Annotated in this window: 22 protein-coding genes; 11 read left to right on the forward strand and 11 right to left on the reverse strand. The window is 66.4% G+C overall.

Annotation, left to right across the window (positions count from 1 at the left end; all coding sequences use genetic code 11):
• Nucleotides 1–52 precede the first annotated feature (52 nt).
• A complete protein-coding gene (tyrS, locus tag ACYX4S_RS06405; RefSeq protein ID WP_476362287.1) occupies nt 53–1309 on the reverse strand; it encodes a tyrosine--tRNA ligase in 1257 nt (418 codons plus the stop codon).
• A 337-nt stretch (nt 1310–1646) separates the two neighbouring features.
• Here tyrS and ACYX4S_RS06410 point away from each other — a divergent pair, with 337 nt between their 5' ends.
• Nucleotides 1647–2687 (forward strand): zinc-dependent alcohol dehydrogenase family protein, encoded by a 1041-nt coding sequence (locus ACYX4S_RS06410; RefSeq protein WP_476362288.1) that lies wholly within the window; start codon nt 1647–1649, stop codon nt 2685–2687.
• Nucleotides 2688–2797: 110 nt separating this feature from the next.
• On the opposite strand, the gene rplI is transcribed toward ACYX4S_RS06410, so the two are convergent.
• The 3 genes from rplI to rpsF form a co-directional block, all read right to left on the reverse strand.
• The gene (rplI, locus tag ACYX4S_RS06415; RefSeq protein WP_293718542.1) at nt 2798–3403 is read right to left on the reverse strand and encodes a 50S ribosomal protein L9; all 606 of its coding nucleotides are present in this window, start codon (nt 3401–3403) and stop codon (nt 2798–2800) included.
• Nucleotides 3404–3493: 90 nt separating this feature from the next.
• A complete protein-coding gene (rpsR, locus tag ACYX4S_RS06420) occupies nt 3494–3742 on the reverse strand; it encodes a 30S ribosomal protein S18 (protein ID WP_293718544.1) in 249 nt (82 codons plus the stop codon).
• Between the two features lie 20 nt (nt 3743–3762).
• Nucleotides 3763–4209: a 30S ribosomal protein S6 gene (rpsF, locus tag ACYX4S_RS06425; RefSeq protein ID WP_476362289.1), complete on the reverse strand. Its 447-nt coding sequence runs from the start codon at nt 4207–4209 to the stop codon at nt 3763–3765.
• Between the two features lie 358 nt (nt 4210–4567).
• Between rpsF and fabD the strand changes: the two genes are divergently transcribed.
• The 7 genes from fabD (at nt 4568) to gmk (ending at nt 11145) form a co-directional block, all read left to right on the forward strand.
• A complete protein-coding gene (gene fabD / locus ACYX4S_RS06430) occupies nt 4568–5515 on the forward strand; it encodes an ACP S-malonyltransferase (RefSeq protein ID WP_476362290.1) in 948 nt (315 codons plus the stop codon).
• A gap of 45 nt (nt 5516–5560) precedes the next feature.
• Nucleotides 5561–6298, forward strand: coding sequence for a 3-oxoacyl-[acyl-carrier-protein] reductase (gene fabG / locus ACYX4S_RS06435; RefSeq protein WP_293718550.1), 738 nt, complete (start codon nt 5561–5563; stop codon nt 6296–6298).
• A gap of 279 nt (nt 6299–6577) precedes the next feature.
• Nucleotides 6578–6814 (forward strand): acyl carrier protein, encoded by a 237-nt coding sequence (locus ACYX4S_RS06440; RefSeq protein WP_293718552.1) that lies wholly within the window; start codon nt 6578–6580, stop codon nt 6812–6814.
• A 66-nt stretch (nt 6815–6880) separates the two neighbouring features.
• Nucleotides 6881–8143: a beta-ketoacyl-ACP synthase II gene (gene fabF / locus ACYX4S_RS06445; RefSeq protein WP_293718554.1), complete on the forward strand. Its 1263-nt coding sequence runs from the start codon at nt 6881–6883 to the stop codon at nt 8141–8143.
• A gap of 132 nt (nt 8144–8275) precedes the next feature.
• A complete protein-coding gene (gene mltG / locus ACYX4S_RS06450; protein WP_476362291.1) occupies nt 8276–9463 on the forward strand; it encodes an endolytic transglycosylase MltG in 1188 nt (395 codons plus the stop codon).
• A gap of 48 nt (nt 9464–9511) precedes the next feature.
• Nucleotides 9512–10435: a YicC/YloC family endoribonuclease gene (locus ACYX4S_RS06455; RefSeq protein ID WP_476362292.1), complete on the forward strand. Its 924-nt coding sequence runs from the start codon at nt 9512–9514 to the stop codon at nt 10433–10435.
• A gap of 29 nt (nt 10436–10464) precedes the next feature.
• Nucleotides 10465–11145: a guanylate kinase gene (gmk, locus tag ACYX4S_RS06460; RefSeq protein WP_293718626.1), complete on the forward strand. Its 681-nt coding sequence runs from the start codon at nt 10465–10467 to the stop codon at nt 11143–11145.
• Between the two features lie 639 nt (nt 11146–11784).
• Here gmk and rsmA read toward each other — a convergent pair.
• The 6 genes from rsmA to lptF all read right to left on the reverse strand — a co-directional run bounded on the left by rsmA (nt 11785) and on the right by lptF (nt 19602).
• Nucleotides 11785–12627 carry a 16S rRNA (adenine(1518)-N(6)/adenine(1519)-N(6))-dimethyltransferase RsmA gene (gene rsmA, locus ACYX4S_RS06465; RefSeq protein ID WP_422069025.1) on the reverse strand — a complete coding sequence of 281 codons (843 nt, stop codon included), beginning with the start codon at nt 12625–12627 and terminating at the stop codon, nt 11785–11787.
• A gap of 10 nt (nt 12628–12637) precedes the next feature.
• Complete coding sequence (gene pdxA, locus ACYX4S_RS06470; protein ID WP_476362293.1) at nt 12638–13660, reverse strand: 4-hydroxythreonine-4-phosphate dehydrogenase PdxA; 1023 nt, start codon at nt 13658–13660, stop codon at nt 12638–12640.
• A 4-nt stretch (nt 13661–13664) separates the two neighbouring features.
• Nucleotides 13665–14591, reverse strand: a complete 927-nt coding sequence (locus tag ACYX4S_RS06475) for a SurA N-terminal domain-containing protein (protein ID WP_476362294.1) — start codon at nt 14589–14591, stop codon at nt 13665–13667.
• A 294-nt stretch (nt 14592–14885) separates the two neighbouring features.
• The gene (locus ACYX4S_RS06480) at nt 14886–17306 is read right to left on the reverse strand and encodes an LPS-assembly protein LptD (RefSeq protein WP_476362295.1); all 2421 of its coding nucleotides are present in this window, start codon (nt 17304–17306) and stop codon (nt 14886–14888) included.
• Nucleotides 17306–18415 (reverse strand): LPS export ABC transporter permease LptG, encoded by a 1110-nt coding sequence (gene lptG, locus ACYX4S_RS06485; protein WP_476362296.1) that lies wholly within the window; start codon nt 18413–18415, stop codon nt 17306–17308. The genes ACYX4S_RS06480 and lptG overlap by 1 nt, the downstream gene beginning before the upstream one ends.
• Nucleotides 18412–19602, reverse strand: a complete 1191-nt coding sequence (lptF, locus tag ACYX4S_RS06490) for an LPS export ABC transporter permease LptF (protein ID WP_476362297.1) — start codon at nt 19600–19602, stop codon at nt 18412–18414. The genes lptG and lptF overlap by 4 nt, the downstream gene beginning before the upstream one ends.
• Before the next feature lie 461 nt (nt 19603–20063).
• Between lptF and ACYX4S_RS06495 the strand changes: the two genes are divergently transcribed.
• Complete coding sequence (locus ACYX4S_RS06495; RefSeq protein WP_476362298.1) at nt 20064–21557, forward strand: leucyl aminopeptidase; 1494 nt, start codon at nt 20064–20066, stop codon at nt 21555–21557.
• Between the two features lie 151 nt (nt 21558–21708).
• On the opposite strand, the gene ACYX4S_RS06500 is transcribed toward ACYX4S_RS06495, so the two are convergent.
• Nucleotides 21709–21831 carry a hypothetical protein gene (locus ACYX4S_RS06500; RefSeq protein WP_293718574.1) on the reverse strand — a complete coding sequence of 41 codons (123 nt, stop codon included), beginning with the start codon at nt 21829–21831 and terminating at the stop codon, nt 21709–21711.
• Nucleotides 21832–22117: 286 nt separating this feature from the next.
• Between ACYX4S_RS06500 and ACYX4S_RS06505 the strand changes: the two genes are divergently transcribed.
• Together ACYX4S_RS06505 and ACYX4S_RS06510 are read left to right on the forward strand one after the other, a co-directional pair.
• Nucleotides 22118–22567: a DNA polymerase III subunit chi gene (locus ACYX4S_RS06505; protein WP_476362299.1), complete on the forward strand. Its 450-nt coding sequence runs from the start codon at nt 22118–22120 to the stop codon at nt 22565–22567.
• On the forward strand, nt 22564–23337 hold the full coding sequence (locus tag ACYX4S_RS06510) for a class I SAM-dependent methyltransferase (protein WP_476362300.1): 774 nt from the start codon (nt 22564–22566) through the stop codon (nt 23335–23337). Before ACYX4S_RS06505 ends, ACYX4S_RS06510 begins: the two co-directional genes overlap by 4 nt.
• The last annotated feature ends 116 nt before the right edge of the window (nt 23338–23453 follow it).

The raw sequence follows: 23453 nt of genomic DNA on the forward strand, positions 1-23453 counted from the left end.
CGGGCGGCCAAAGGCCGCCCGTTCATGTTTTCAAGGGTTTGCCGGGCTTTTCTCAGACGGCTTTCAACAGCACATGCTTCTTCTTGCCGAGCGAGAGCTTGATGACGCCGTCCTCGACGAGGTCATCCGTGCCGAGCATCCGCTTGTCGTCCTGGGCCACCATGTCGTTGACGCGCAAGCCGCCGCCCTTCACCTGGCGCCGGGCCTCGCCGTTGGAGGCGCAAAGGCCCGCCGTGACGAAGGCGGCGAGCATGCCGAGCCCCGCGTCGAGCTCGGACCGGGCGATCTCGACCGTGGGAAGGCCATCGGCCAGCGCACCTTCCTCGAAGGCACGCCGTGCGGTCTCGGCTGCCTCCTCGGCGGCCTTGCGGCCGTGCAGGATCGCGGTGACCTCGGTGGCGAGCACCTTCTTGGCCTCGTTGATCTCCGATCCGCCAAGGGCGGCAAGACGCGCGACCTCGTCGAGCGGCAAGGTGGTGAAGAGCTTCAGGAAGCGCTCCACGTCGGCGTCCTCGGCATTGCGCCAGTACTGCCAGAAGTCATAGACCGACAGCAGGCCGGAATCGAGCCAGACCGCGCCCGAGGCCGTCTTGCCCATCTTGGCGCCCGAGGCCGTGGTCAGAAGCGGCGAGGTTACCGCATAGAGCTGCTTCGTGCCCATGCGGTGGCCGAGGTCGATGCCGTTGACGATGTTGCCCCACTGGTCGGAGCCGCCCATCTGCAGCCGGCAGTCGTAGCGCTTCGCCAGTTCGACGAAATCGTAGGCCTGCAGGATCATGTAGTTGAACTCGAGGAACGACAGCGACTGCTCGCGGTCGAGCCGGGTCTTCACGCTGTCGAAGGACAGCATCCGGTTGACCGAGAAATGGCGCCCGACGTCGCGCAGGAACTCGAGGTAGTTGAGCGGGCGAAGCCACTCCGCGTTGTTGATCATCAGGCCGCCGCCGAGCGGGCCCTTGTCGTAATCGATGTAGCTGGAGAAGACCCGTTTGATCGAGGCGATGTTGTCCTCGATCATGTCCACGGTCATGAGCTTGCGGGCTTCCTCCTTGAAGGAGGGGTCGCCGACCATGCCGGTGCCGCCGCCCATCAGCGAGATCGGCCGGTGTCCCGTTTCCTGGAACCAGTGCAACATCATGATCTGCATCAGGTGACCGACGTGCAGGCTGGGCGCCGTCGGGTCGTAGCCGATATAGGCCGTGACCGTCTCGTTCCGCAGGAGATCGTCGAGCCCGCTTTCATCCGACATCTGGTGGATGAAGCCGCGCTCGCTCAGGGTCCTCAGGAAATCCGACTTGAATCCGGTCATCTTGCCAATCTGCATCTTGTTGTGAGGTCGAAAGCCCCGGAGGGCCCGCACCTCATAGCGGATCGGCGCGTGAAGATCACGGGGAAATGGCCGGAACCGGCGAGCGTGAGGGCGGGCGGGCAAAATCCGCGCATGTGTGTCGCCAAAAAGAAACGGCGACCACTGGGGTCGCCGGATAAGTTTGCGGGTCGAAGCCGGCGGGCGAAAGCGGTCGCCGGCGTACGGGCGTGTCGATAGCACCGCGACATGACGCGCCGGTGACGGGTGATGCTTGCGCGCGGTCGCGGAAGCTGGAAAGAGAGGCCGTCGGACAACGTGCGAGCCCCAGGACGATCCCATGAAAGCCGTTCTCTACGAAACCTTCGCCTCCGCCCCGAAGATCGCGACCCTGCCGGATCCCGTGCCGGACCGCGACGGCGTGGTGATCGGTGTGCGCGCCACCGGCGTGTGTCGAAGCGACTGGCACGGCTGGATGGGACATGATCCCGATATCGAGCTTCCCCATGTCCCCGGGCACGAACTGGCCGGCGTGATCGAGGCCGTGGGCGCCGGTGTCACCCGCTTCAAGGTGGGCGACCGGGTGACGGTGCCGTTCATCAGCGGCTGCGGCTCCTGCCCGGAATGCCATGCCGGTCACCAGCAGGTGTGTCACAACCAGACCCAGCCCGGCTTTACCCACTGGGGCTCCTTCGCGGAGTTCGTGGCCATCCATCAGGCGGACCTCAACGTGGTGGCGCTGCCCGAAAGCGTCGATTTCGCCACCGCCGCCAGTTTCGGCTGCCGGTTCGCCACGTCGTTTCGCGCGGTGGTCGACCAGGGGCGGGCGACGCCCGGCGAATGGGTGGCGGTGCATGGTTGCGGCGGCGTCGGCCTCTCCGCGGTGATGATCGCCCAGTCCGTGGGAGCCAATGTGATCGCCGTCGACATCGCGCGGGACAAGCTGGATCTCGCCCGCGCGCTTGGCGCGGTGCACACGATCAATGGCGCCGAGGTGGACGACGTGCCGGGTGCCATCGCGGAACTGACGCGGGGCGGGGCGCATCTGTCGCTCGATTCGCTCGGCCATCCGGTGACCTGCTTCAACTCGATCCGCTGCCTGCGCAAGCGCGGCCGGCATGTGCAGGTGGGGCTGATGCTGGACGACCAGGCCACGCCGCGCGTGCCGATGAGCAAGGTGATTTCCGACGAACTGGAAATCCTCGGCAGTCACGGGATGCAGGCGCATCGCTATGACGCGATGCTGGCGCTGGTGCTGTCGGGCCGGATCGCGCCGGAGCGGCTTGTCGGGCGGGAAATCAGCCTGGAGGAATCGATTCCCGCGCTGATGGCGATGGACAGCTTCCAGGGTGTCGGCGCAACGGTCGTGACGCGATTCTGAAGGGGCGGCTTGGCAAGGCGCGGTTTAGCGAAAGCCGGCATGACTGACCACGAAAAAGGCCCCGCCGGATCGCCGACGGGGCCTTCTTCAATTTCGTGAGGGGGAGGGGCTCAGAGAGCCTCTTCCTCGGACTCCTCGGCGACGGTCTCGCCGTCCTCGGCCTCGGTCTCGCCCTCGTCGTCACCCTCGAGCTCTTCGTCTTCCTCGAACTCGAAGCTCTCCTGGTCGCGGGCGGTGAGATCCTCGCCGCGCGCCTGGCGCTCGGCCTCGTCCTGCGAACGGGCGATGTTGAGCGTGATCTCGACCTCGACCTCCGGATGGAGGAGCGCGATGATCGTGTGCATGCCGATCGTCTTGAGCGGCTTGTCGAGACGGATCTGCGAACGCGAGCACGAGAAGCCGCCCTCGGTCAGCGTGTCGGCGATGTCGCGCGTGGACACGGAACCGTAGAGCTGACCGGTCTCGCCGGCCTGACGGATGACCACGAAGGTCTCGCCGTCGAGGGTCTTGGCGACGGCCTCGGCCTCGGACTTGCGCTCGAGGTTGCGGGCCTCGAGCTGGGCGCGCTCGTTCTCGAAGCGGGCGAGGTTGGCCTTGTTGGCGCGAAGCGCCTTGCCCTGCGGCAGAAGGTAGTTACGGGCGAAGCCGTCGCGCACCTTCACCACTTCGCCCATCTGGCCGAGCTTGGCGACGCGCTCGAGAAGAATGATCTGCATGTCGATGTTCCTTGTCGTCTGTCCCGCGTCCAGGACGCGGTTAGGGGTCGCACGCGGTGGCGGCGACCCCAGCCGATTGTCTTCGTGCTCTTACTTGATCACGAAGGGCAGCAGGCCGAGGAAACGGGCGCGCTTGATGGCACGCGCGAGCTCGCGCTGCTTCTTGGCGGACACGGCCGTGATACGGCTCGGCACGATCTTGCCGCGCTCGGAAACGTAGCGCTGCAGAAGGCGGATGTCCTTGTAATCGATCTTCGGCGAGTTGGCGCCGGAGAACGGGCAGGTCTTGCGACGGCGGAAGAAGGGACGGCGCGTCGGAAGCTGGGCGATATCGACCATTGGATGTTCTCCTTGACTTCTTATTCGTCGCCGAAGCGGCGGCCGCCACGGTCACCGCGATCGCCGCGGTCACCACGATCACCGCGCTCGCCACGGCCACCGCGATCGCCACGGTCACCGCGACCGCCGCGACGGTCGTCGCGGTCGCGCTTCTGCATCATCGCGGAGGGCTCGTCCTCGTGGGCCTCGACCTTGAGGGTCATGAAGCGCAGCACGTCCTCGTTGATGCGCATCTGGCGCTCCATCTCGGCCACGGCGGCCGGGGAGGCGTCCAGGTTCATCAGCGTGTAGTGAGCCTTGCGGTTCTTGTTGATGCGGTAGGCGAGGGTGCGAAGGCCCCAGGCCTCCACCTTGCCGACACTGCCGCCGTATTCGACGATCAGGGCCTTGTACTGCTCAACCATCTGCTCGACCTGCTGGGCCGAGACGTCCTGGCGTGCCAGGAACACATGCTCGTAAAGCGGCATGAAGGTCTGCCTTTCCAGTGGTTCATCTTCCCCGAAACCCGGCGCCAAGCCTCTTCGAGCCTTCATGAAAGGCGAACGAAGCAACTTCGAAGGCGGAGACACGGGAAGTCGGAGAAGCACGCTTGCCCTCCTGCCATCCTTTCGGACAGCCTTCCGTTCAGCCCCCGGCCAGAGTTCCGAACGAGGCCCGGCTTATACACCAGTTCGCGTCCCGCGCAAGGCTTTGCACCGCAAACGCGGCGTTTTTTGACCCTTCGACCTTGACAGGCGGGGCGCTGCCCGTGTCATTGCGGCCAGCTTCGAAGCATGATGCACGCCGGCACGGGCCGCCGGCGAACGATATTGGTGGAGACGTCGCATGAGCTTTGCGTTCACTTTTCCCGGCCAGGGCAGCCAGACGGTCGGCATGGGCCATGACCTTGCCGAGCGCTTCGCGGAAGCGCGCGAGGTCTTCGCGGAGGTGGATGACGCGCTCGGGCAGAAGCTTTCCGAAGTCATGTGGAACGGCCCCTCGGACGAACTGACGCTGACCGCCAACGCGCAGCCCGCGCTCATGGCCGTCAGCCTCGCCACCATGCGGGTGGCCGAGGCGCGGGGCCTCGATCTCAAGGCCTCCGTCGCCTATGTGGCGGGCCATTCCCTGGGTGAGTATTCCGCGCTTGCCGCCGCCGGGTCGCTTTCGGTGGGCGATGCGGCGCGGCTGCTGCGCATTCGCGGCACGGCCATGCAGCAGGCGGTGCCGGTGGGCGAGGGCGCCATGGCGGCCCTTCTTGGGCTCGACTTCGAGACGGCGGCGGAAGTCGCCGCCGAAGCCGCCGGCGACCAGGTGTGCCAGGCGGCCAACGACAACGCGCCGGGCCAGGTGGTGGTCTCCGGCCACAAGGCGGCCGTCGAGCGGGCCATCGAGATCGCCAAGGGGCGCGGTGCCAAGCGTGGCCTGCTGCTGCCCGTCAGCGCGCCCTTCCATTGCGGCCTCATGCAGCCGGCGGCCGAGGCCATGGCGGCGGCGCTTGCCGACGTCGAACTCAAGGCGCCGGCGGTTCCGCTGGTGGCCAATGTGCTCGCGGGGCCGGTGAGCGATCCGGACGAGATTCGCCGCCGGCTCGTCGAGCAGGTGACCGGCACGGTGCGCTGGCGCGAATCCATCCTGTGGATGGCCGAGGCCGGCGTGACGACCGCCTTCGAGATCGGCACCGGCAAGGTGCTGACCGGCATGGTCAAGCGCATTGCCCCGGGCGTGAGCGGCGTTGCCGTCTCCTCGCCGGACGACATTGACGCACTGATGGAAAAGCTCGCCTCCGCCTGATACGGGAGCGGCAGGATCACGGTTTCCGAAAGAGGACCTTTCAAGATGTTCGATCTGACTTCCAAGACCGCGCTCGTGACCGGCGCGACCGGCGGCATCGGCGAGGCGATCGCCCGCACGCTTCATGCACAGGGCGCCACCGTGACCATTTCCGGCACCCGCGCCGAAAAGCTCCAGGCGCTGGCCGAGGATCTGGGCGAGCGCGTGCATGTGGTGGCCGCCAACCTCTCCGACCGCGCCGCGGTCGATGCGCTGGTTCCCGCGGCCGAGGAGGCCATGGGCGGTCTCGACATCCTAGTCAACAACGCCGGCATCACCCGCGACAATCTCTTCATGCGCATGAAGGACGAGGAGTGGGACGACGTCATCGAGGTCAACCTGACCGCAGGCTTCCGTCTCTGCCGCGCCGCGACCAAGGGCATGATGCGTCGCCGCTCGGGCCGCATCATCGGCATTGCCTCGGTGGTCGGTGTCACCGGCAACCCGGGGCAGGGCAACTATGCCGCCGCCAAGGCCGGCATGATCGGCATGGCGAAGTCGCTGGCGCGCGAGGTCGCCTCGCGCAACATTACCGTCAACACGATCGCGCCGGGCTTCATCGAGACGCCGATGACCGGAGCGCTCAACGACAAGCAGAAGGATTCGATCCTTGGAAGCGTTCCGGCCGGTCGTCTGGGCCGTGCGGAGGAGATCGCCTCGGCCGCCCTCTTCCTGGCCAGCGACGAGGCGGCCTACATCACCGGCGAAACGCTGCATGTGAACGGCGGCATGGCCATGATTTAACTCGCGAATTATCGCGAGACCGTGATCGGTTCGGGTGGGGTCCGGCGTGGTGGCACGCCGACTGGTCAAGGCTGGTAAAGTGTGTTACGAACCCGCCGGCCAGCACACCCGTTCACGACAGTTCGGCGCTCGGGCGGGCCTTTCCCTGCGGACGATGGGTGTCACGGCGGAACAGGCACGGGCTGGATCTCCATTCACCACGTTCCGAGGATCGGGTAACGAGGTACGGCGCCAAGCGCTGAACGAGCTAACATCGTGTAAGCAATCGAGGAATCTGAAATGAGCGACATCGCGGATCGGGTAAAGAAGATCGTCATCGAGCACCTCGGCGTGGACGCCGAGAAGGTTGTCATGGAGGCCAGCTTCATCGACGATCTCGGCGCCGACAGCCTCGACACCGTCGAGCTGGTCATGGCGTTCGAGGAAGAGTTCGGCGTGGAAATTCCGGACGATGCGGCCGAGACCATCCTGACGGTCGGCGATGCCGTGAAGTTCCTCGAGGCGAACGCCGGTTAATCGGTTTTTCTCGCACCGGGCCAGGGCTTTCGTCTTCGGCCCGGTGCGTCCAGATGCAGGTTTGTGATGAGGCGAGTAGTCGTAACCGGCCTCGGCATGGTCACGCCAATGGCGTGCGGTGTCGAGGAGAGCTGGGCCCGGATTCTCAAGGGCGAAAGTGGCGCGTCCCGCGTGACGAGTTTCGAGGTCGATGACCTCGCCTGTCAGATCGCCTGCCAGATCCCGCGCGGCGACGGTTCCAACGGTACGTTCAATCCGGACGACTGGATGGACCCGAAGGAGCAGCGCAAGGTCGACGACTTCATCGTCTTCGCCATGGCCGCCGCCGAGCAGGCCATTCGCGATTGCGGCTGGAGCCCCGAGACCCCGGAAGAGCAGTATCGCGCTGGCGTGCTGATCGGCTCGGGCATCGGCGGCCTGCAGGGCATCGAGGCGACCGCCCATGTCCTGCGCGACAAGGGACCGCGTCGCGTCTCCCCGTTCTTCATTCCCGGCCGGCTGATCAATCTCGCCGGCGGTTACGTCTCCATCCGTCACGGCCTCAAGGGACCGAACCACGCGGTCGTGACCGCGTGTTCGACGGGCGCCCACGCCATCGGTGATGCCGCGCGCCTGATCGCGCTGGACGATGCCGACGTGATGGTCGCCGGCGGCACGGAGTCTCCGGTTTGCCGCCTTGCGCTGGCGGGCTTTGCCGCCGCGCGTGCGCTGTCCACCGGGTTCAACGATCGTCCGCAGGAGGCCTCGCGCCCCTACGACGCCGGTCGTGACGGCTTCGTCATGGGCGAGGGCGCCGGCGTGGTCGTGCTCGAGGAGTACGAGCGGGCCAAGGCGCGTGGCGCCAAGATCTACGGCGAGGTGATCGGCTACGGGCTTTCGGGCGATGCCTATCACATCACCGCACCGTCCTCGGACGGCGACGGCGCCTTCCGCTGCATGCAGGCGGCGCTGAAGCGTGCGGGTATGACCGCCGGCGACATCGACTATGTCAACGCCCACGGTACGTCCACGCCGCTCGGCGACGAGATCGAGCTCGGCGCGGTGCAGCGGCTGGCCGGCGATGCGGCCGCAAAGCTGACCATGTCGTCCACCAAGTCGTCGACCGGCCACCTGCTGGGCGCGGCGGGTGCCATCGAGGCCATCTTCTCGCTTCTGGCCATGCGTGACGGCAAGGCGCCTCCGACGATCAACCTGGTCAATCCGTCCGTCGAGACGGAGATCGACCTGGTTCCGAACACGCCCAAGGACATGACCATCGATACGGCGCTGTCGAACTCCTTCGGCTTCGGAGGCACCAACGCCTCGCTGGTGTTCCGCAAGGTCGCCTGACGACCTGGATTTCGTCTTGTGGCGCCCGGCTCGTCGAGGCCGGGCGGCCCGGACGCCACTCTTCGCGGTTTGGCCACAATTGCACGGCAATTGGCGAAAACCTTTCCTCGATCGAGCTGACCGACGGGACCCATGACCGAGACGCCACCCAAAGATCCCGACCATGGCAATGAGCAGGAGACGGCCCCTTACCGTCCCCAGCCCAAGAGCCCGCGCGAGGCCATCCAGCCCGAGCCGGGGCCCCAGCCCCCGGTGCGCTCGCGCCATGTGCGCAATCCCTTCGTCATCGTCATCAACGCGATCCTGACGCTCGCCGTGCTCGGTGTGATCGGCGTCGGCGGCCTGCTCTACTGGGGCAAGGGCGAATTCGACGCGCCCGGTCCGCTGGCCGAGGAAAAGACCGTCCTGATCTCGTCGGGGTCCGGCCTGCAGTCGATCGCCGACCGGCTGGAGCGTGAAGGCGTCATCTCCGACAGCCTCGTCTTCTGGGGCGGCGTTCAGATCTACAAGAATGCCGCCAAGCTCAAGGCGGGCGAATATGCGTTCGAGCCGGGCAGCACGATGCGCCAGGTGATGAACGACCTCGTCAGCGGCAAGGCAGTCTACCACACGCTCACCATTCCGGAAGGGTGGACGAGCGCCCAGATCATCGAGCGCGTGCGCGAGCATCCCGTTCTCATCGGCACCATCGACGAAATCCCGCCCGAGGGCGCGATGCTGCCAGAGACCTATACGTTCACGCGCGGCATGTCCCGGCGCGAGATCGTCGACGACATGATCGAGGCCCAGACGAAGGCGCTTGCCGAGATCTGGGAGCGGCGGACCGATGGCCTGCCGGTGGAGACGCCGGAAGAGCTTGTGATCCTGGCCTCCGTGGTCGAAAAGGAAACGGCGCGCGCCGATGAACGCCCGCGGGTCGCCGGCGTTTTCGTCAACCGCCTGCGCCGGGGTATGCGGCTTCAGTCGGATCCCACGATCCTCTACGGCCTGCATGGCGGCAAGGCATGGACCAGCGATCGCTCGGCCCTGACGCGCTCCGACATGGACAAGCCCAACCCCTACAACACCTATCAGATCGACGGCCTGCCGCCGGGACCGATCGGCAGCCCGGGCCGGGCATCCATGGAAGCGGTGGCCAATCCCTCGCGCACCAAGGACCTGTATTTCGTTGCCGACGGAACGGGGGGGCACGTCTTCGCCGAGACCTACGAGCAGCATCAGCGCAACGTCGCGAAATGGCGCAAGATCGAGCGTGAGCGCCGTGCCGAGCAGCAGCGGAACGAGCAGGCGCCGCCGTCAGGAAACGGATCGGCGAACTGACGCGAAGGGCCGGTCGTGCACGGTCGGCCCGCCAGACCGGGGCAGGGGATGACAGGCGAGACACACGGGACCGCAGCAGTCGACGCGCTCAACAGCATGACGGGCTTCGGACGCGCCGAGGGGGCGCTGGGAGCCGCGCGGTGGACATGGGAACTGCGCTCCGTCAACGGCAAGGGCCTCGACGTTCGCCTGCGGCTTCCCGGTGGCCTTGAGTCCATCGAGACCCAGGTGCGCGAGATCGTCTCCCGGCGCCTGTCACGTGGCAATGTCTCCGTAAACCTCTCCTATCAGCGCGGGCAGGGCGACCTCGTTCCCCAGGTCAACGAGACAGGGCTCAATGCGGTGCTGGCCTCGCTGGAGGCGATCCGTGCCCATGTTCCCGATGCCGCTCCGGTGGCGCTGGAAGCGATTCTCGCGCAAAAGGGCGTGATCGACTGGAAGGAGCCGGAAGAGGACGAGACGGAACGCGAGGCACTTGAGACCGCGCTTCTGGAGGGCCTCGGTGAAGCGCTGAACGCGCTTTGCGCCATGCGGGCCAGCGAGGGGCGCGCCATCGAGACGGTTCTGCGCGGACAGCTTGCAACCATTGCGGATCTCACGCAGCAGGCCGAGGATGCGCCCTGTCGCAGCCTCGATGCGATCCGGGCCCGTTTGTCGGCCCAGGTGGCGGCGCTGATGGAGGCGGGGGCCGGGCTCGATCCGGCGCGCCTGCACCAGGAAGCCGCGCTGCTTGCCACCAAGGCGGATATTCGCGAGGAGCTGGACCGGCTGGTCGCCCATGTGGCGGCGGCAAGGGCGCTTCTCGACAAGGGCGGGCCCGTCGGGCGCCGTTTCGATTTCCTCGCGCAGGAGTTCAACCGCGAGGCCAACACGCTGTGCTCGAAGTCGAACGGCACGGAGCTGACCGCCATCGGTCTGGAGCTCAAGACCGTCATCGACCAGATGCGCGAGCAGATCCAGAACCTGGAGTGACTGCGATGGCTGGTGCCGCCACCACGGACATGCATGGAACCGTCGTCACGGCGGATGAGGCGGAGGCGAGCCGGCGCGGCCTGATGCTAGTGCTGTCCTCACCCTCGGGCGCGGGCAAGTCCACCATCGCCCGCCAGCTTCTGGACCAGGAGACCAATCTCAAGCTCTCCGTTTCGGTGACCACGCGTCCGCGCCGCACCAGCGAGATCGACGGCGTTCACTACCATTTCATCTCCCGGGACCGCTTCGAGCAGATGCGTGACCGCAACGAGTTGCTGGAATGGGCCGAGGTGCACGGCAACTTCTACGGCACGCCGCGCGATCCGGTCGAGGAAGCGCTTTCGGCGGGCCAGGACGTGCTGTTCGACATCGACATCCAGGGCACCTTCCAGCTTTACGAGGCGGTGCGCCCGGACGTGGTGTCGATCTTCATCCTGCCGCCGTCCATCGCCGAGATGAAGTCGCGCCTTCACCGGCGCGCCGAGGACACGCCGGAGATCATCCAGCGGCGTCTCAAGACCGCTGTCGGCGAGATGAAGCACTGGTCGCAGTACGACTATGTGATCGTCAATGATGACCTGCAGCGTGCCTTCGAGGGGGCGCGCGCGATCCTGCGCGCGGAGCGGCTCAAGCGCGAGCGCAGCCCGGCGATCGGCGCCTTCATCGACGGCATGGTGAGCGACCTCAAGCGCGAGACCGGCGAGAGCTGACACCGCGTATCTGTCGCTTTCGGCTATCTGGTTCCGCTGCTTCCCATCTTTGCCGTATCCGCTGAAACCTCTCCATCCTCGCTGAGGGCACCAATGGGCCCCGGGTCGCGGGCCGTCGGCCCTTGCCCGGGGTGACGCCGGAGGGGCAGGGGAGCTCTCCGCCGGGAACACACATGACCATTCGGGGATACTGGATCCCTGCCTTCGCAGGGATGACAGGCAGAGCGCGGTGGACCATCGGGGAGGCCTGCCCGAGGTGACGCCGGAGGGCAGGTGTGACGGTGAAGAGCGGGGCCGGCGGCATGCTAGGCCAAGGCGGTGCGGTCTTCCCCTGTCGTCACCCCGGACGCAGCGCAGCGGAGATCCGGGGCCCAATCCACCTGCCCGCATGTGACACCGGTTGTTTGACTGGTCGTTTCCCTGCCGGTCCCGAGTGGTCCTTTCCGTTCCGACCGAGGGCACCAATGGGCCCCGGGTCGCGGGCCGTCGGCCCTTGCCCGGGGTGACGCCGGAGGCTCGGCACGGGACACACATGACCGTTCGGGGATACTGGGTCCCTGCCTTCGCAGGGATGACAAACAGAGCGCGGGTGGACCATCGGGTGTGCGCCGGAGGGGCAGGGGAGGTCTGCGGGGCGTCTCAGCCCCTGGCGAAGGCGTTTGCGACCTGCACGAATTCGGCGACGTCCAGCTCCTCGGCGCGGCGTGTCGGCGTGATGCCGATACCCTCGAGGATCCTCTCCGCATCGGGATCAAGCGCCTTGAGGCTTGCGCGCAGCATCTTTCGCCGTTGTCCGAAGGCGGCGGCCGTGACGCGCTCCAGCGCTTTCAGGTCCACCGCGAGCGGTGTCTCGCGTGGAGTGAGGTGCACGATGGCCGATGTGACCTTGGGAGGGGGCGTGAAGGCCTTGGGGCCGACGTCGAAGGCGATGGTCGAATGGCAGCGCCATCCGGCGAGCACGCCAAGCCGGCCGTAGGCCTTGTCGCCGGTCGAGGCGACGATGCGTTCGGCGACTTCCTTTTGGAACATCAGCGTGAGCGACTGCCATTCCGGTGGCCACACGGGACGTGTGATCCAGTTCAGCAGGAGCTGGGTGCCGACGTTGTAGGGCAGGTTGGCGACGATCTTGAGCGGTCCGCCCTCCGCGATGCCGGCAAGATCCAGCGTCAGCGCGTCGGCCTCGATCACCTCGAGTCTGCCCGGGTAATGGGCCGCGATCTCGGCAAGCGCCGGCAGGCAGCGCGGGTCCTTCTCCACCGCCACGACCTTCTTGGCACCGGCGACGAGAAGCGCCCGGGTGAGGCCGCCCGGACCCGGGCCGACCTCCAGAACGGTGGTCTGCGACAGGTCGCCGGCGGTCCGGGCGATGCGCAGCGTGAGGTTCAGGTCGAGCAGAAAGTTCTGCCCAAGCGCCTTCTTCGCCTGCAGTTCGTGGGTGCGGATGACCTCGCGCAGGGGCGGAAGCGTGTCGATTTGGCTCATGAAACGGGGATCACGCGATAAGGCCGGGATCGGCAAGCACGGCGGCCAGCCGCACAGCGGCGGAAAAGCTGTCGGCGCGTGCGGTCCCCGCCCCGGCAATTTCCAGCGCCGTCCCGTGGTCGGGAGAGGTCCGCACGAAGGGCAGGCCGAGCGTTGCGTTCACCGCCTCGTGAAAGGCGAGCGTCTTGGCCGGAATAAGTGCCTGGTCATGATACATGGCCAGCGCGCAGTCATAGGTGGCGCGGGCCTCCTCGTGAAACATCGTGTCGGCGGGCAGGGGGCCGCGCGCGTCGATGCCCTCGGCGCGAAGGGCGGCAACGGCTGGAGCGATGACGGCGGCATCCTCTTTTCCAAGCGCGCCGTCCTCGCCCGCGTGCGGGTTGAGCCCGGCAAGCGCCAGACGAGGGTTCGCGATGCGGAAGCGCTCGATCATGTCCTTGTGCACGATGCGCGCCACGTCGATCACCAGTTCGCTGGTGAGAGCCTCCGGCACCTGCGACAGCGGAATATGCACCGTCACAGGAACCACCAGCAGGTCCGGGCCGGCGAGCAGCATGACGGGAAAGCTCCGCGGGCTGCCGGCGCGCATGGCCAGCTCGCCCAGGAATTCCGTATGTCCGGGATGGGCGAAACCGGCGTCGTAAAGCGCCTTCTTGTTGATCGGGCTGGTGACCAGCGCATCGGCGATGCCGCCGGTCACGTCGGCGACGGCCCGTTCGATGGATGCGATCACGTGTCCGGCGGTTTCCGGATCGGCGATGCCCGGGCGGTCGGCGATCGGCGGCAGGCTGAGGGGAACCACCGGCAGCGAATCGGGGTAAAGCTCGCAGGCCTTGTCCGCGTCCGTCTCGACGACGGGCACATCGAGCCCCAGCCGTGCCGCGCGTGCGGCAAGGAAGGGGGCGTCGCCGATCACATAGAAGGGGGGCAACGCGCGTTCGATCCTCTCCGACCAGGCGGCAAGGATCACGTCCGGCCCGATGCCGCCGGGCTCTCCCAGGGTGACCGCGAGCGGGCGGCGACTGGTGCGCATGGGATCAGCGATAGTCGATGATGGCGCGCGAACGCATCTCGCGCAGCAGGCGGCGGCTCATCTGCTCGCCCTCCTTGTTGCGCAGCTCGTCCTCGATCTCCATGCGCGCGGCGGCGTTGGACTGGATCTCGCGCTTGTTGCAAAGGACCAGAAGCTCGAACCCCTTCTGCGCGGGCTGGGGCGGGGTGGCCTTGCCAGCGGAAGTCTTCTCCAGAACTTCGCGAATGGGGGCGGGGACCTCGGTCTCGAGGCGCGTACGCACGGGCATCACCACGACCTCGCGATACTCCTCCGCCAGCGCGTCCGCCTGCTCGCAGCTCGTGAGGCGGGACCGGAACTGCTCGGCCTGGCGCTTGCGCTGCGCCTTCTGTCCGTTGGACGCCTTGCCGGGCACGACGAAGATCACCGAGCGGACGCTGTATTCCATCGAGGTGCTGCGGTTCTTCTCGTCCTTGCGCTGGAGGGCTGCGATGATGTCGGCCTCGGAAATCTGGACGTCGCGCTGGAAGCGGGCACGCAGGATCTGGGTCCAGCCGATCTCGGCCTCAAGGCGGTCGCGCAGCGTGTCGGGGCTGATGCCCGACTGGCGAAGGGCCTGGGTGAGCTGGCTGGTGGAGAGCTTCACGCGGCGCGCGATGTTGGCATAGGCGTTGTCCACGTCCGACTTGGATACGCTGATCCGCAGCCGGGATGCCTCGGCCTTCTTGAGCTGCTCGTCGATCAGCTCCTCCTGTGCCGCGCGGCGGGCGGCGGCACCGCCACGCCCGGTGGTCAGGCGCAGGAGCTTGGCCCGCTGGCTGATGTCATAGGTGGTGATCGGCGTGCCGTTGACGACGACCTTGATCGACGTCTGTGCCTCGACGGGAGAGCCCGCCACGCCGATCGCGAAGACCATGGCTGCGACGACGGCCATCCAGCGCAGTGCACTCATAGTTTCCCCCTGGGTCTCGCCCGACCTGCCCGCCCGCGCGGAACAAGATGTCGAACGGATCATCTCGAACTTCCAGTTGCGCTCCCAGACGATCCCGACGCCATGTCGGGCCGTGTCGCAAGGAGCGGTCTCATTTGGCGACGGACGGATCCGCCGTGGCCGGTCTCAAGCCTGACGCAGGGTCCCCGCCCGTGGCGGCCGCGTCAAGCCGTCCGGTGTCCAGGATCATGCCATGCCACCGGAAAACGGCCAAAAATCGTCCGGCGTCGCCTCTTGGGCGCGTGGGCGGACGGATCAGTTGTCGGCAGAGCTGGAGAACTCGGTGTCGCCGATGGTGCGCAGGCCGAAGCGGAAGAAGAACATCCGGTCCGTCGTCTGGCCGTTGTTGCGGCTGCGGTCCTCGGCATAGGCGAAGGACATGGAGAAGCCCTCGTCGTCGTAGCCGATGCCAAGGCTGTCGCGGACGGTGTTCTTGCGCTGCAGGTCGTAGCGCATGGAGCCGAAGAGGCGCCAGTTTTCCTGAAGGCGCAGGCTGGCCGAGCCGATGATCTCCTCGCGCGGCGTGGTGATGCCGAGCGCGGGCTGCGAGGAGAGATAGGCATACGCCAGATTTCCGGTGACCGGACCGTAGATGCCCGTTGCCTCCACCTGGCCGCGGCGCATGGCGAGCGATTTGCCGTCGAACCGCCCCTGCGCGCCGAGGCGGAAGCCCTGGAACGTGTCGAGGTAGACGCTGCCGACGTAGTCGCTCGAACCCGTTTCGAGGCCGGAACTCGTCGTCGCGCCGAGAATGTCGGGCGTGCGGTACGAGTTCGTCCCGGCGAGATGGAAGGAACGGCCGAAGAGGGCGGAGACGTTGAACAGGTCGTCGAACTGGACGCTGTATTTCAGGCCGACGTTCGCGCGCGTGCCGCCTTCCGACCGGTCGAAGCCGGAGAACTTGTCGTATTCGAACAGCGTCGTGGAGTCGAAGACGATGCTCTGGGCGTCATCGTTGGGCAACTCGCCGATGCGCCCCTCGTTGGGGCGCACGATGATCTGCGCGACGGGCTCGATGATCTGGTTGCCGCCCTCGAAGGTGCCGATGAACGGGAACCGGTAGTCGAGACCGATGGCCGGCATGATGCGGCCGACGACGGATTCGCCGGTCAGCGAGTTGACGTTGCGATCCTGCGAGGCCAGGAAATAGAGGTCACCCTTCACATAGGCGAAGGGGGTGAAGACCTGGCCGAGCGGATCGGTGATCGTCGAACGCCAGTCAGCGCGCAGCGAGGTGCGCGTGAAGGTGCCCTCGATACCGCGGAACCGGTCCACGCCACCGATGCTGATGGCATCGGTGCGCTGTCGTGTCAGGCTCGTCAGGTTTCCGGTGAGCGACAGTTCGCCGCCCGCGACCGGATCCTCGAAGATGTAGTTCCAGTCAACGACCGGGTGCACGAAGGGCTGCTTGTCCTGCAACATGCTGCCCACGGGCAGGAAGCCGTTGGGCGAGTTCAGCGCCGGCGCGGCCGAATAGTCCTCCTGCGAGATGCGGAAGGCGTAGGCGCGCATGTCGAAGCGGTTCCGCTCGCTCTGACCCGTCATGTAGAGCTGGGACACATCGCTCGCGTTGCCGAACTTGGCGAAGCTGTAGTCGTTCAGGAACGCCCGGTCGGTGCGCCAGGAGAGATCCCAGCCCCATTTCCAGCGGTCGTTGATGAAGAAATCGCCCTGGGACGCGATGACGCCACGGAAGCGGCGATTGCCGCTCGAGGTCGAATATTCGCCAGGCTGGGCCTGAAACAGGCCGCCCGCGTGGATCGAGTAGGATCCGTCGATCAGCTTCTGGCGCCAGTCGACCTGGCCGAGCACACCCTGCTTGGTCAGGGGTGTCGCGGTCACAAGCAGGTCGTAGCTCGGATCGAGCGCGAAGTAATAGGGGATGCGCACGCCCGCGCCGACGCGGTCGCCAAAGACTGCGGACGGCGTCAGGAGGCCCGACTTCCGCCTGACGGACGGATCGGGCATCGACAGATAGGGAAGATAGGCGAGAGACCGGCCGAAGAACTCCAGGGAGGCCTTCTCGAACTCGATCGTCTTTTCTTCCTGGTTGTGCACGATCGTCTGGGCGCGAATGCGCCACAGCGGCGGCTTGTCCGGCGGGTTCCTCGGCGAGGTGTAGACCGTGTAGACGCCGTTGTTGAACGTGGTGCGGTTGCCCGCCTCGCGCTTGGCGCTTTCGGCGAGAAAGCGGGTGCGCTGGGGCGTGTCGAGCTGAAGCTGGGCCGCGAAACCGTCACGCAGGTCGTCGGACAGGTCCATGGACGCAGCGCGGACGACGTTTCCGCCGGGCTCGGTCAGACGGACATTGCCCGTGGCGCGCAGGCGGTTCTGGCGACGGTCGAAATCGACCCGGTCGGCCTCCACCGTGTTGTCGCCATAGTAGATCTGCACGTTGCCGACGGCGGAAATGATGTCGCGATCGAAGTCGTAGCGCAGCTCGTTCGCTTCGAGCAGGAGCGGCTCGGCCGGGTCGACCTGACCGGCAAGCTGATCCGTGAGGCCGGACTGGGCGTGGGAGGAAACCACCGCCCCGGAAACACCGAGCACGGCGAGCGCAAGGCCGGCCAGAGCGGTGCCGCGCAGCAGGGCGGAGCAGCGCGCACGCAGGCTCACGCCGGCCCACACGCGGGAGGCCGATGTCGTCACCATGTCCGGAAGTTCGGCCGAGCTCATCAGCCGTCCTCCAGATGCAGGAGGATCGTGATCCCCATCAATACTCCAAACACTCCTGGCGCCCACGCCGCAAGAAAGGGCGGTACGATTCCCGCGCCGCCCAGGTCCTTGCCAAGCTCCGAGAGAACGTAAAGCACGAACCCGGCAAGGATTCCACCCAGAATCAGTCCGCCCAGTCCGCCCATCCTCGAAACCCTCAGGGAAACGCAGGCGGCGATCAGAACCATCGCGGCCAGAAGCACGGGCCTTGCGAGAAGTGTCTGGTATTGAAGCGAATACCGATAGGCCGGAAGACCCGCCCTGCGGGAGAGTTCTATGACGCGGGGCAGGTCCCAGAACCCGATCGATTCAGGTGCCGCGATGCTTTCGCGCACTTCGGCTGGAGTCAGATAGGTGGATACGGCCAGCGTGTCGCGGTGCTCCGGATCGCCCGTGGTCGTGTAGATGGTGGCGTCGTCGAGCTGCCAGGCGCGGTCGGCGAGCCGGGCCTCCGTGGCCTCTATGCGGCGCGTGAAGCTTCCCTGCCGGCCGAAGGTGAACAGCGTGACGCCGAAGAGGCGTTCGCCACCATCGAGAATCTGCTTGGCATGCAGGACCGATTCCCCATCGGCGCCGTCCTGTCGCAGCCAGATCTCGCCCGTTGTCTGAAGAAGGAAGTTCTGTTCGCGTCCGAACAGGCCGGCGGCGACGCGATCCGACTGGTCTCGCAAGACCACCGCCAGCGGATTGTAGAGCGTGACGGCGAGAAGGCCGATCGTGATTCCCACGATCAGTGCCGGTGCGATGAACTGCCATACCGACACGCCGGCGGCGCGTGCCACGACAAGTTCCAGCTTGCGCGACAGCCCCAGGAACCCGGCGATCGCGCCGAAGAGCACGGCGAAGGGCAGCACCTGCTCCATGAGTTGAGGCACGCGCAGCAGCGAGATCAGGGCAACGCGGAAGAGCCCCGCACCTGCCTCGCCGCTGGTGCGGCGCAGCAGTTCGAGCAGGTCGAACAGGAAAATGAGTGCGGTGGTGAGCAGGAACAAACCCAGGATCGCCCACACGAAGCGCATGGCGAAATAGACGGCGAGGGTCGTGCCGGTGCGGCTTGCGGTCCCGATCATCCCGCGGCGCCTCCCTGGATGCGGCGTTGAAGCCGTGCGACGAGGGTTTCGACCCTCTCCACGACATACTCGCCCGCCTGCGCAAGCGCTCCGACCCAACGCGGCGGGCGGCCCCGCGCGATGGCCCAGGCGGCGAGGCCGCACGCCGCGAGCGGCAACAGGTAGAGGGCGGGCCAGACGGCCGGTACCCCCGGTACGATGGTTACGAGTCCGAAGCCGGCGGCCCGTACCAGCATGGCGGTGAGGATTGCGGCAATGGTGGCCATGGAGCGGTTCTGGCGCGTTGTCTTGGGCTGGCCGATCATGGCGAAGACGATGAGACCGAAGGCGAGGGGATAGAGAGGCTGGCTCAGCCGGTCGTGGAACTCGGCGAGCAACTGGCCCCGGTTTGCCTTGGCGTAGGCATCATCGGGGGCGGGCGACAGAAGCGACAGGGTGGGGCGTTCGCTGGCCTTGTAGGTGACCGCGGTCTCGGAGGGAATCATGTTCGACAGGTCGAAGGCATAGGACTGGAACCGCACGATGGAGATACTGCCCGTGCGTCGCGCACGCCGCTGGATGGTACCGTCCTGCATGATCAGTAGCGTCCGTCCCGCCGCCTCGACGATGCGCCCGCGTGCCGCTTCATAGGTGAAGATCGTGTCCGGGTCGCGCTCGTCGTGAAGCAGAAGTCCGTCGAGCTGGCCGTCGCCGGCCCGGTTGCGGATGTGGAACGTCAGCCCTTCCTCGATGCCGATGAAGCGGCCGGGGCGAACGATATTCGCCACGAGGTCCACGCGAACCTTGGTGATCTCGTCGCGCAGCGATGCAAGGCCCATGGGTGCCAGTGCCACCGTCAGGCAGGCGCACAGAAGACTGACGGCGAGGGAGAAGACGATCACCGGCCGAACCAGAACCGCGCGAGAGGCCCCGGACGCGTTGATGACGATGAGCTCGCTGTCGTTCGACAGCGTGTTGAGCACCAGAATCACCGCGATCAGCAGGGCAAAGGGGGCGATCGCCTGGGCGAGAAAGGGCATGGCGAGAAGCGTCATGCCGACGAACTGGACGATGGTCTGGCCCTTGGCGGTCACCAGGTCAAGCTGGCGCAGGGCCTGCGTCGCCCAGACGATGCCGGCAAGAGCGCCGAGCGTCATCAGGAACGCGGCCATCAGTCGTCTGAGGACGTAGCGCTCGAAAGTGGTCATCAGCCCCGTACCGGTTCCGGCCGCGTCGTTGGTCCATGTCGCATGAAACGACCGTGTCGTTCCCGCTTGCGGTTTTCTCGTGGCGCCCGTTCATTCGGTGCCGGTTGATGGCATCCGTTTCCGGCATCCCCGCTGCCGGGGGCCGGGACCGGGAGGGGTCCCGCGTGCCGCACAGAAGGCGACCGGCCGGAGCAGGGGTCCGTTCCGCCCGATTAAGCGCGAGTTTAGGTAAATGTTTGGCCAAGAAAAAGGGTTAACGGTGAATTAGCGGTGAGCCGCTTGCCGCAGGCGCAAAGGAGCACCATTCTAGGAACACGAGCGGCCGTTTACCGGCGACCGCCGCGCGGGCTGGCGACATCCAGCCTGCCGCGCGCGAGGCCGGAGCGGGCGAATCGCCATCCTTTTTCCGGGACGGGCACCAGACCTGCCCGTGTCCCACACTTCAGAACGAGGGGTCCGTCTTGCTTCCCAAGATCAGTTTCACAAAGGTCTCCGTGCCGACCAAGGGCGTCGCGGTGCTGTTCGTCGACGATACACTGGCGCTTGGCGCCCAGGCGAAAGCCGTGCTTGGCGCGGGCGAGGGCGTTCTCGCCCGTGCAGCCGCCGCCGGCAACTTCACCGGCAAGGCGCGTGGTGTTCTCGATATTCTCGCCCCCGCCGGCCTCGAGGTCGAACGGCTGATCGTGATCGGTCTCGGCAAGGACGAGGATATCGCGGGTCTCGGCGAGACGGACTGGAGCACGCTCGGCGGAATCGTGATGGGGGCTGTTGGAAAGTCGGCCTCCGCCCATGTCTGCCTCGAGACCCCCTCCGGGGAGATTCCGGCCGAGTTCGCGGCCGCCTTCGCGGTCGGCATGAAGCTGCGCGGCTACACGTTCGACCGGTACAAGACCAAGAGCGACGACGACACGCCGGCCACGGCCGCACGGATCGACATCTCGCTCGAGGACGCCAAGGCCGCGAAGAAGGCCTTCGCCGATGCGGATGCCGTGAGCGACGGAACGCTGCTTGCGCGCGATCTCGTCAACGAGCCGGCCAACGTCCTCACCACGCTCGAGTTCACGGCGCGCGCGGAGGCGCTCACGAAACTCGGCGTCGAGGTCGAGGTGCTCGACGAAAAGGCGATGAAGAAGCTCAAGATGAATGCGCTTCTGGGGGTCGCCCAGGGGTCGGAGATGCCTCCGCGTCTCGTCATCATGCGCTGGAACGGCGGCAAGAAGAACGATGCCCCGGTGGCCTTCGTCGGCAAGGGAGTCGTCTTCGATACCGGCGGCATCTCGATCAAGCCGGCCGGCGGCATGGAGGACATGAAGGGGGATATGGGCGGAGCGGCCGCCGTGACCGGCCTCATGCATGCGCTTGCGGCGCGCAAGGCCAAGGTGAACGCCGTTGGCGTCATCGGCCTCGTGGAGAACATGCCCGACGGCAAGGCCCAACGTCCCGGTGACATCGTCACCGCCATGTCGGGCTCGACGATCGAGATCATCAACACCGACGCGGAAGGCCGCCTCGTGCTCGCCGACGCGCTCTGGTACACGCAGGACCGCTTCAAGCCGTCCTTCATGATCAATCTCGCGACGCTCACCGGCGCCATCATCGTTGCGCTCGGCAATCAGCACGCGGGCATCTTCTCCAACAACGACGAACTGGCCGAGCGCCTCACGGCGGCGGGTCTTGCCAGCGAAGAGAAGGTGTGGCGCCTGCCGCTGTCGAAGGAATACGACAAGCTCATCGACACGCCGAATGCCGACATGAAGAACACCGGCGGACGCACGGCCGGCTCGATCACGGCGGCGCAGTTCCTTCAGCGTTTCGTCAATGATGTGCCGTGGGTGCATATCGACGTGGCAGGCACGGCCATGGGCAGCCCCAAGACCGAGATCAGCAAGACCTGGGCGTCGGGATTCGGCGTGCGGCTGCTCGACCGACTGGTGCGCGACAACTACGAGGGCTGAGGCCCGCTCCGGCCTCCTTTCCCTGGCGGAGCACCGTTCGGGGGAAGGAGGCTGCCGACAAAAGAAAACCCGCCGGAAGGCGGGTTTTTTCGTTCTCGCCTGACGCCGTTTCCTGAAGAAAGCGGGGCGGAAGGACGCGGGACGTCCCGTATCAGCAGGCCTTGTAGGCGCCGGTGCATGCGCCTGCCGGCTCGACGACGACGGTTCCCATGGCCGTGGTCACACCGGCAAGTCCAAGCACCAGTCCGAAGAACAAAGCAATCCGCAGCGCCATCTCTAAAGCTCTCCCGTTGCCCCGTCTTCCGAAGGCGACTACCGTCACGCGGCATTCGCCATGAAGGTGTCCCGAAATCCTGCGCGGGGCGCGTCTGGGTCGTATCGGGCAGAGCCTGCCCGGCCGAAGTTGGGAAACCGTTAATCGTGAATCCTTTCCAAAGCAAAGCCGGAACACGGACGCGCGACATTTCGGCAAACCCGTGTTGCATGCATGCCGCAGACGAGATCCCGATGGGGAGCTATTCCTTACCTAACCCTTTGACCAAGCGGGAAAACAGAATGCCATGACCGAGGTGCTGTTCTATCACCTGACGCTGCGCCCGCTGGAAGAGGTGTTGCCCGGATTGCTCGAGACCTGTCTCCAGCGCGACTGGCGCGTCGTGGTGCAGACCGGTTCGAGCGAGCGGTGCGCCGCGCTCGATTCGCTGTTGTGGTCCTATCGCGACGACGCCTTTCTGCCGCATGGCACCTCGGCCGATGGCCGCGAGGCGATGCAGCCGGTGTATCTCACCGACGGCCAGGACACGCCGAACGGCGCGACGGTCCGCTTCCTTGTCGACCGTGCGGTCCCTGGCGACCTTTCGTCGTTCACCCGAGGAGTGTTCCTGTTCGACGGCTCCGATCCGGAGGCTGTCTCCGACGCGCGGAAACACTGGAAGCGCCTCAAGGGCGAGGGACACGAACTCACGTACTGGCAGCAAGCGGAAACCGGGCGTTGGGAGCGCAAGGCATGAGCGATCGCAGGCGGGGAGTGCCCAGGGCGAACGGGCAGGGGATGAACGGCGAGCGGACGCCCGGGCTGGCCGGTGGAGGTCCTGGAACACCCGGCTTCCTGGCCAGGCGTGATCTCGCCCGCGACCGGCTCGATTCGATCACGGGTGCCAAGGGGGGAGAGCGGGAGGACCGCTCCGCCTGGTTTCGTGCCGTCTATGAGAGTGCAGCGCGTGATGCGGCCGCCGTGCCCTGGGCGGACCTTGCACCCAAGCAGGCGTTGAGCGACTGGCTCGTCGACAATCCGGGCGAGGGACGCCGGGCCCTCGATGTGGCGTGCGGGCTTGGCGACAATGCGGAGGAACTGGCCGGCGCCGGGTACAGAACCACGGCCTTCGACCTTGCGCCGGAGGCCGTTGCGTGGGCACGCGAGCGGTTTCCCGAAAGTGCTGTCGATTACCGGACGGCGGATCTCTTCAATCTGCCCGCCGAGTGGGACGGTCACTTCGACCTCGTGCATGAGTGCTACACCCTGCAGGCGCTGGACGGCGCGCTGCGGGCGACCGCGTTTCCCGCCCTTGCAAGGCTCGTGGCGCCGGGTGGTCGGCTGCTCGTGATCACGCGCACGCGACCGGAGGGGACCAAGGTCGACGGTCCACCCTGGCCCCTGACACCGCAGGAACTCGCCCGCTTCGATGCGCTCGGCTTCTTTCGGGAGGAGGCAACACCCCATGAGGTGGTGAAGGGCGCGCGCGTCATTCCGCACATCAGGGCCGTGTTTAGTCGCCGGTAACGCTACGGCCATCTTCTCTTTCAACTTTCGCAAGAAAGCTGCGACTCCCCGCGATTCGTGCTACGCAAAAATGGCAGGGGTAGTCGGAACTGCCGCAGGGGCGTGCTTAGGTGCGC

The organism is Stappia sp. ABD4_338, assembly GCF_056312175.1.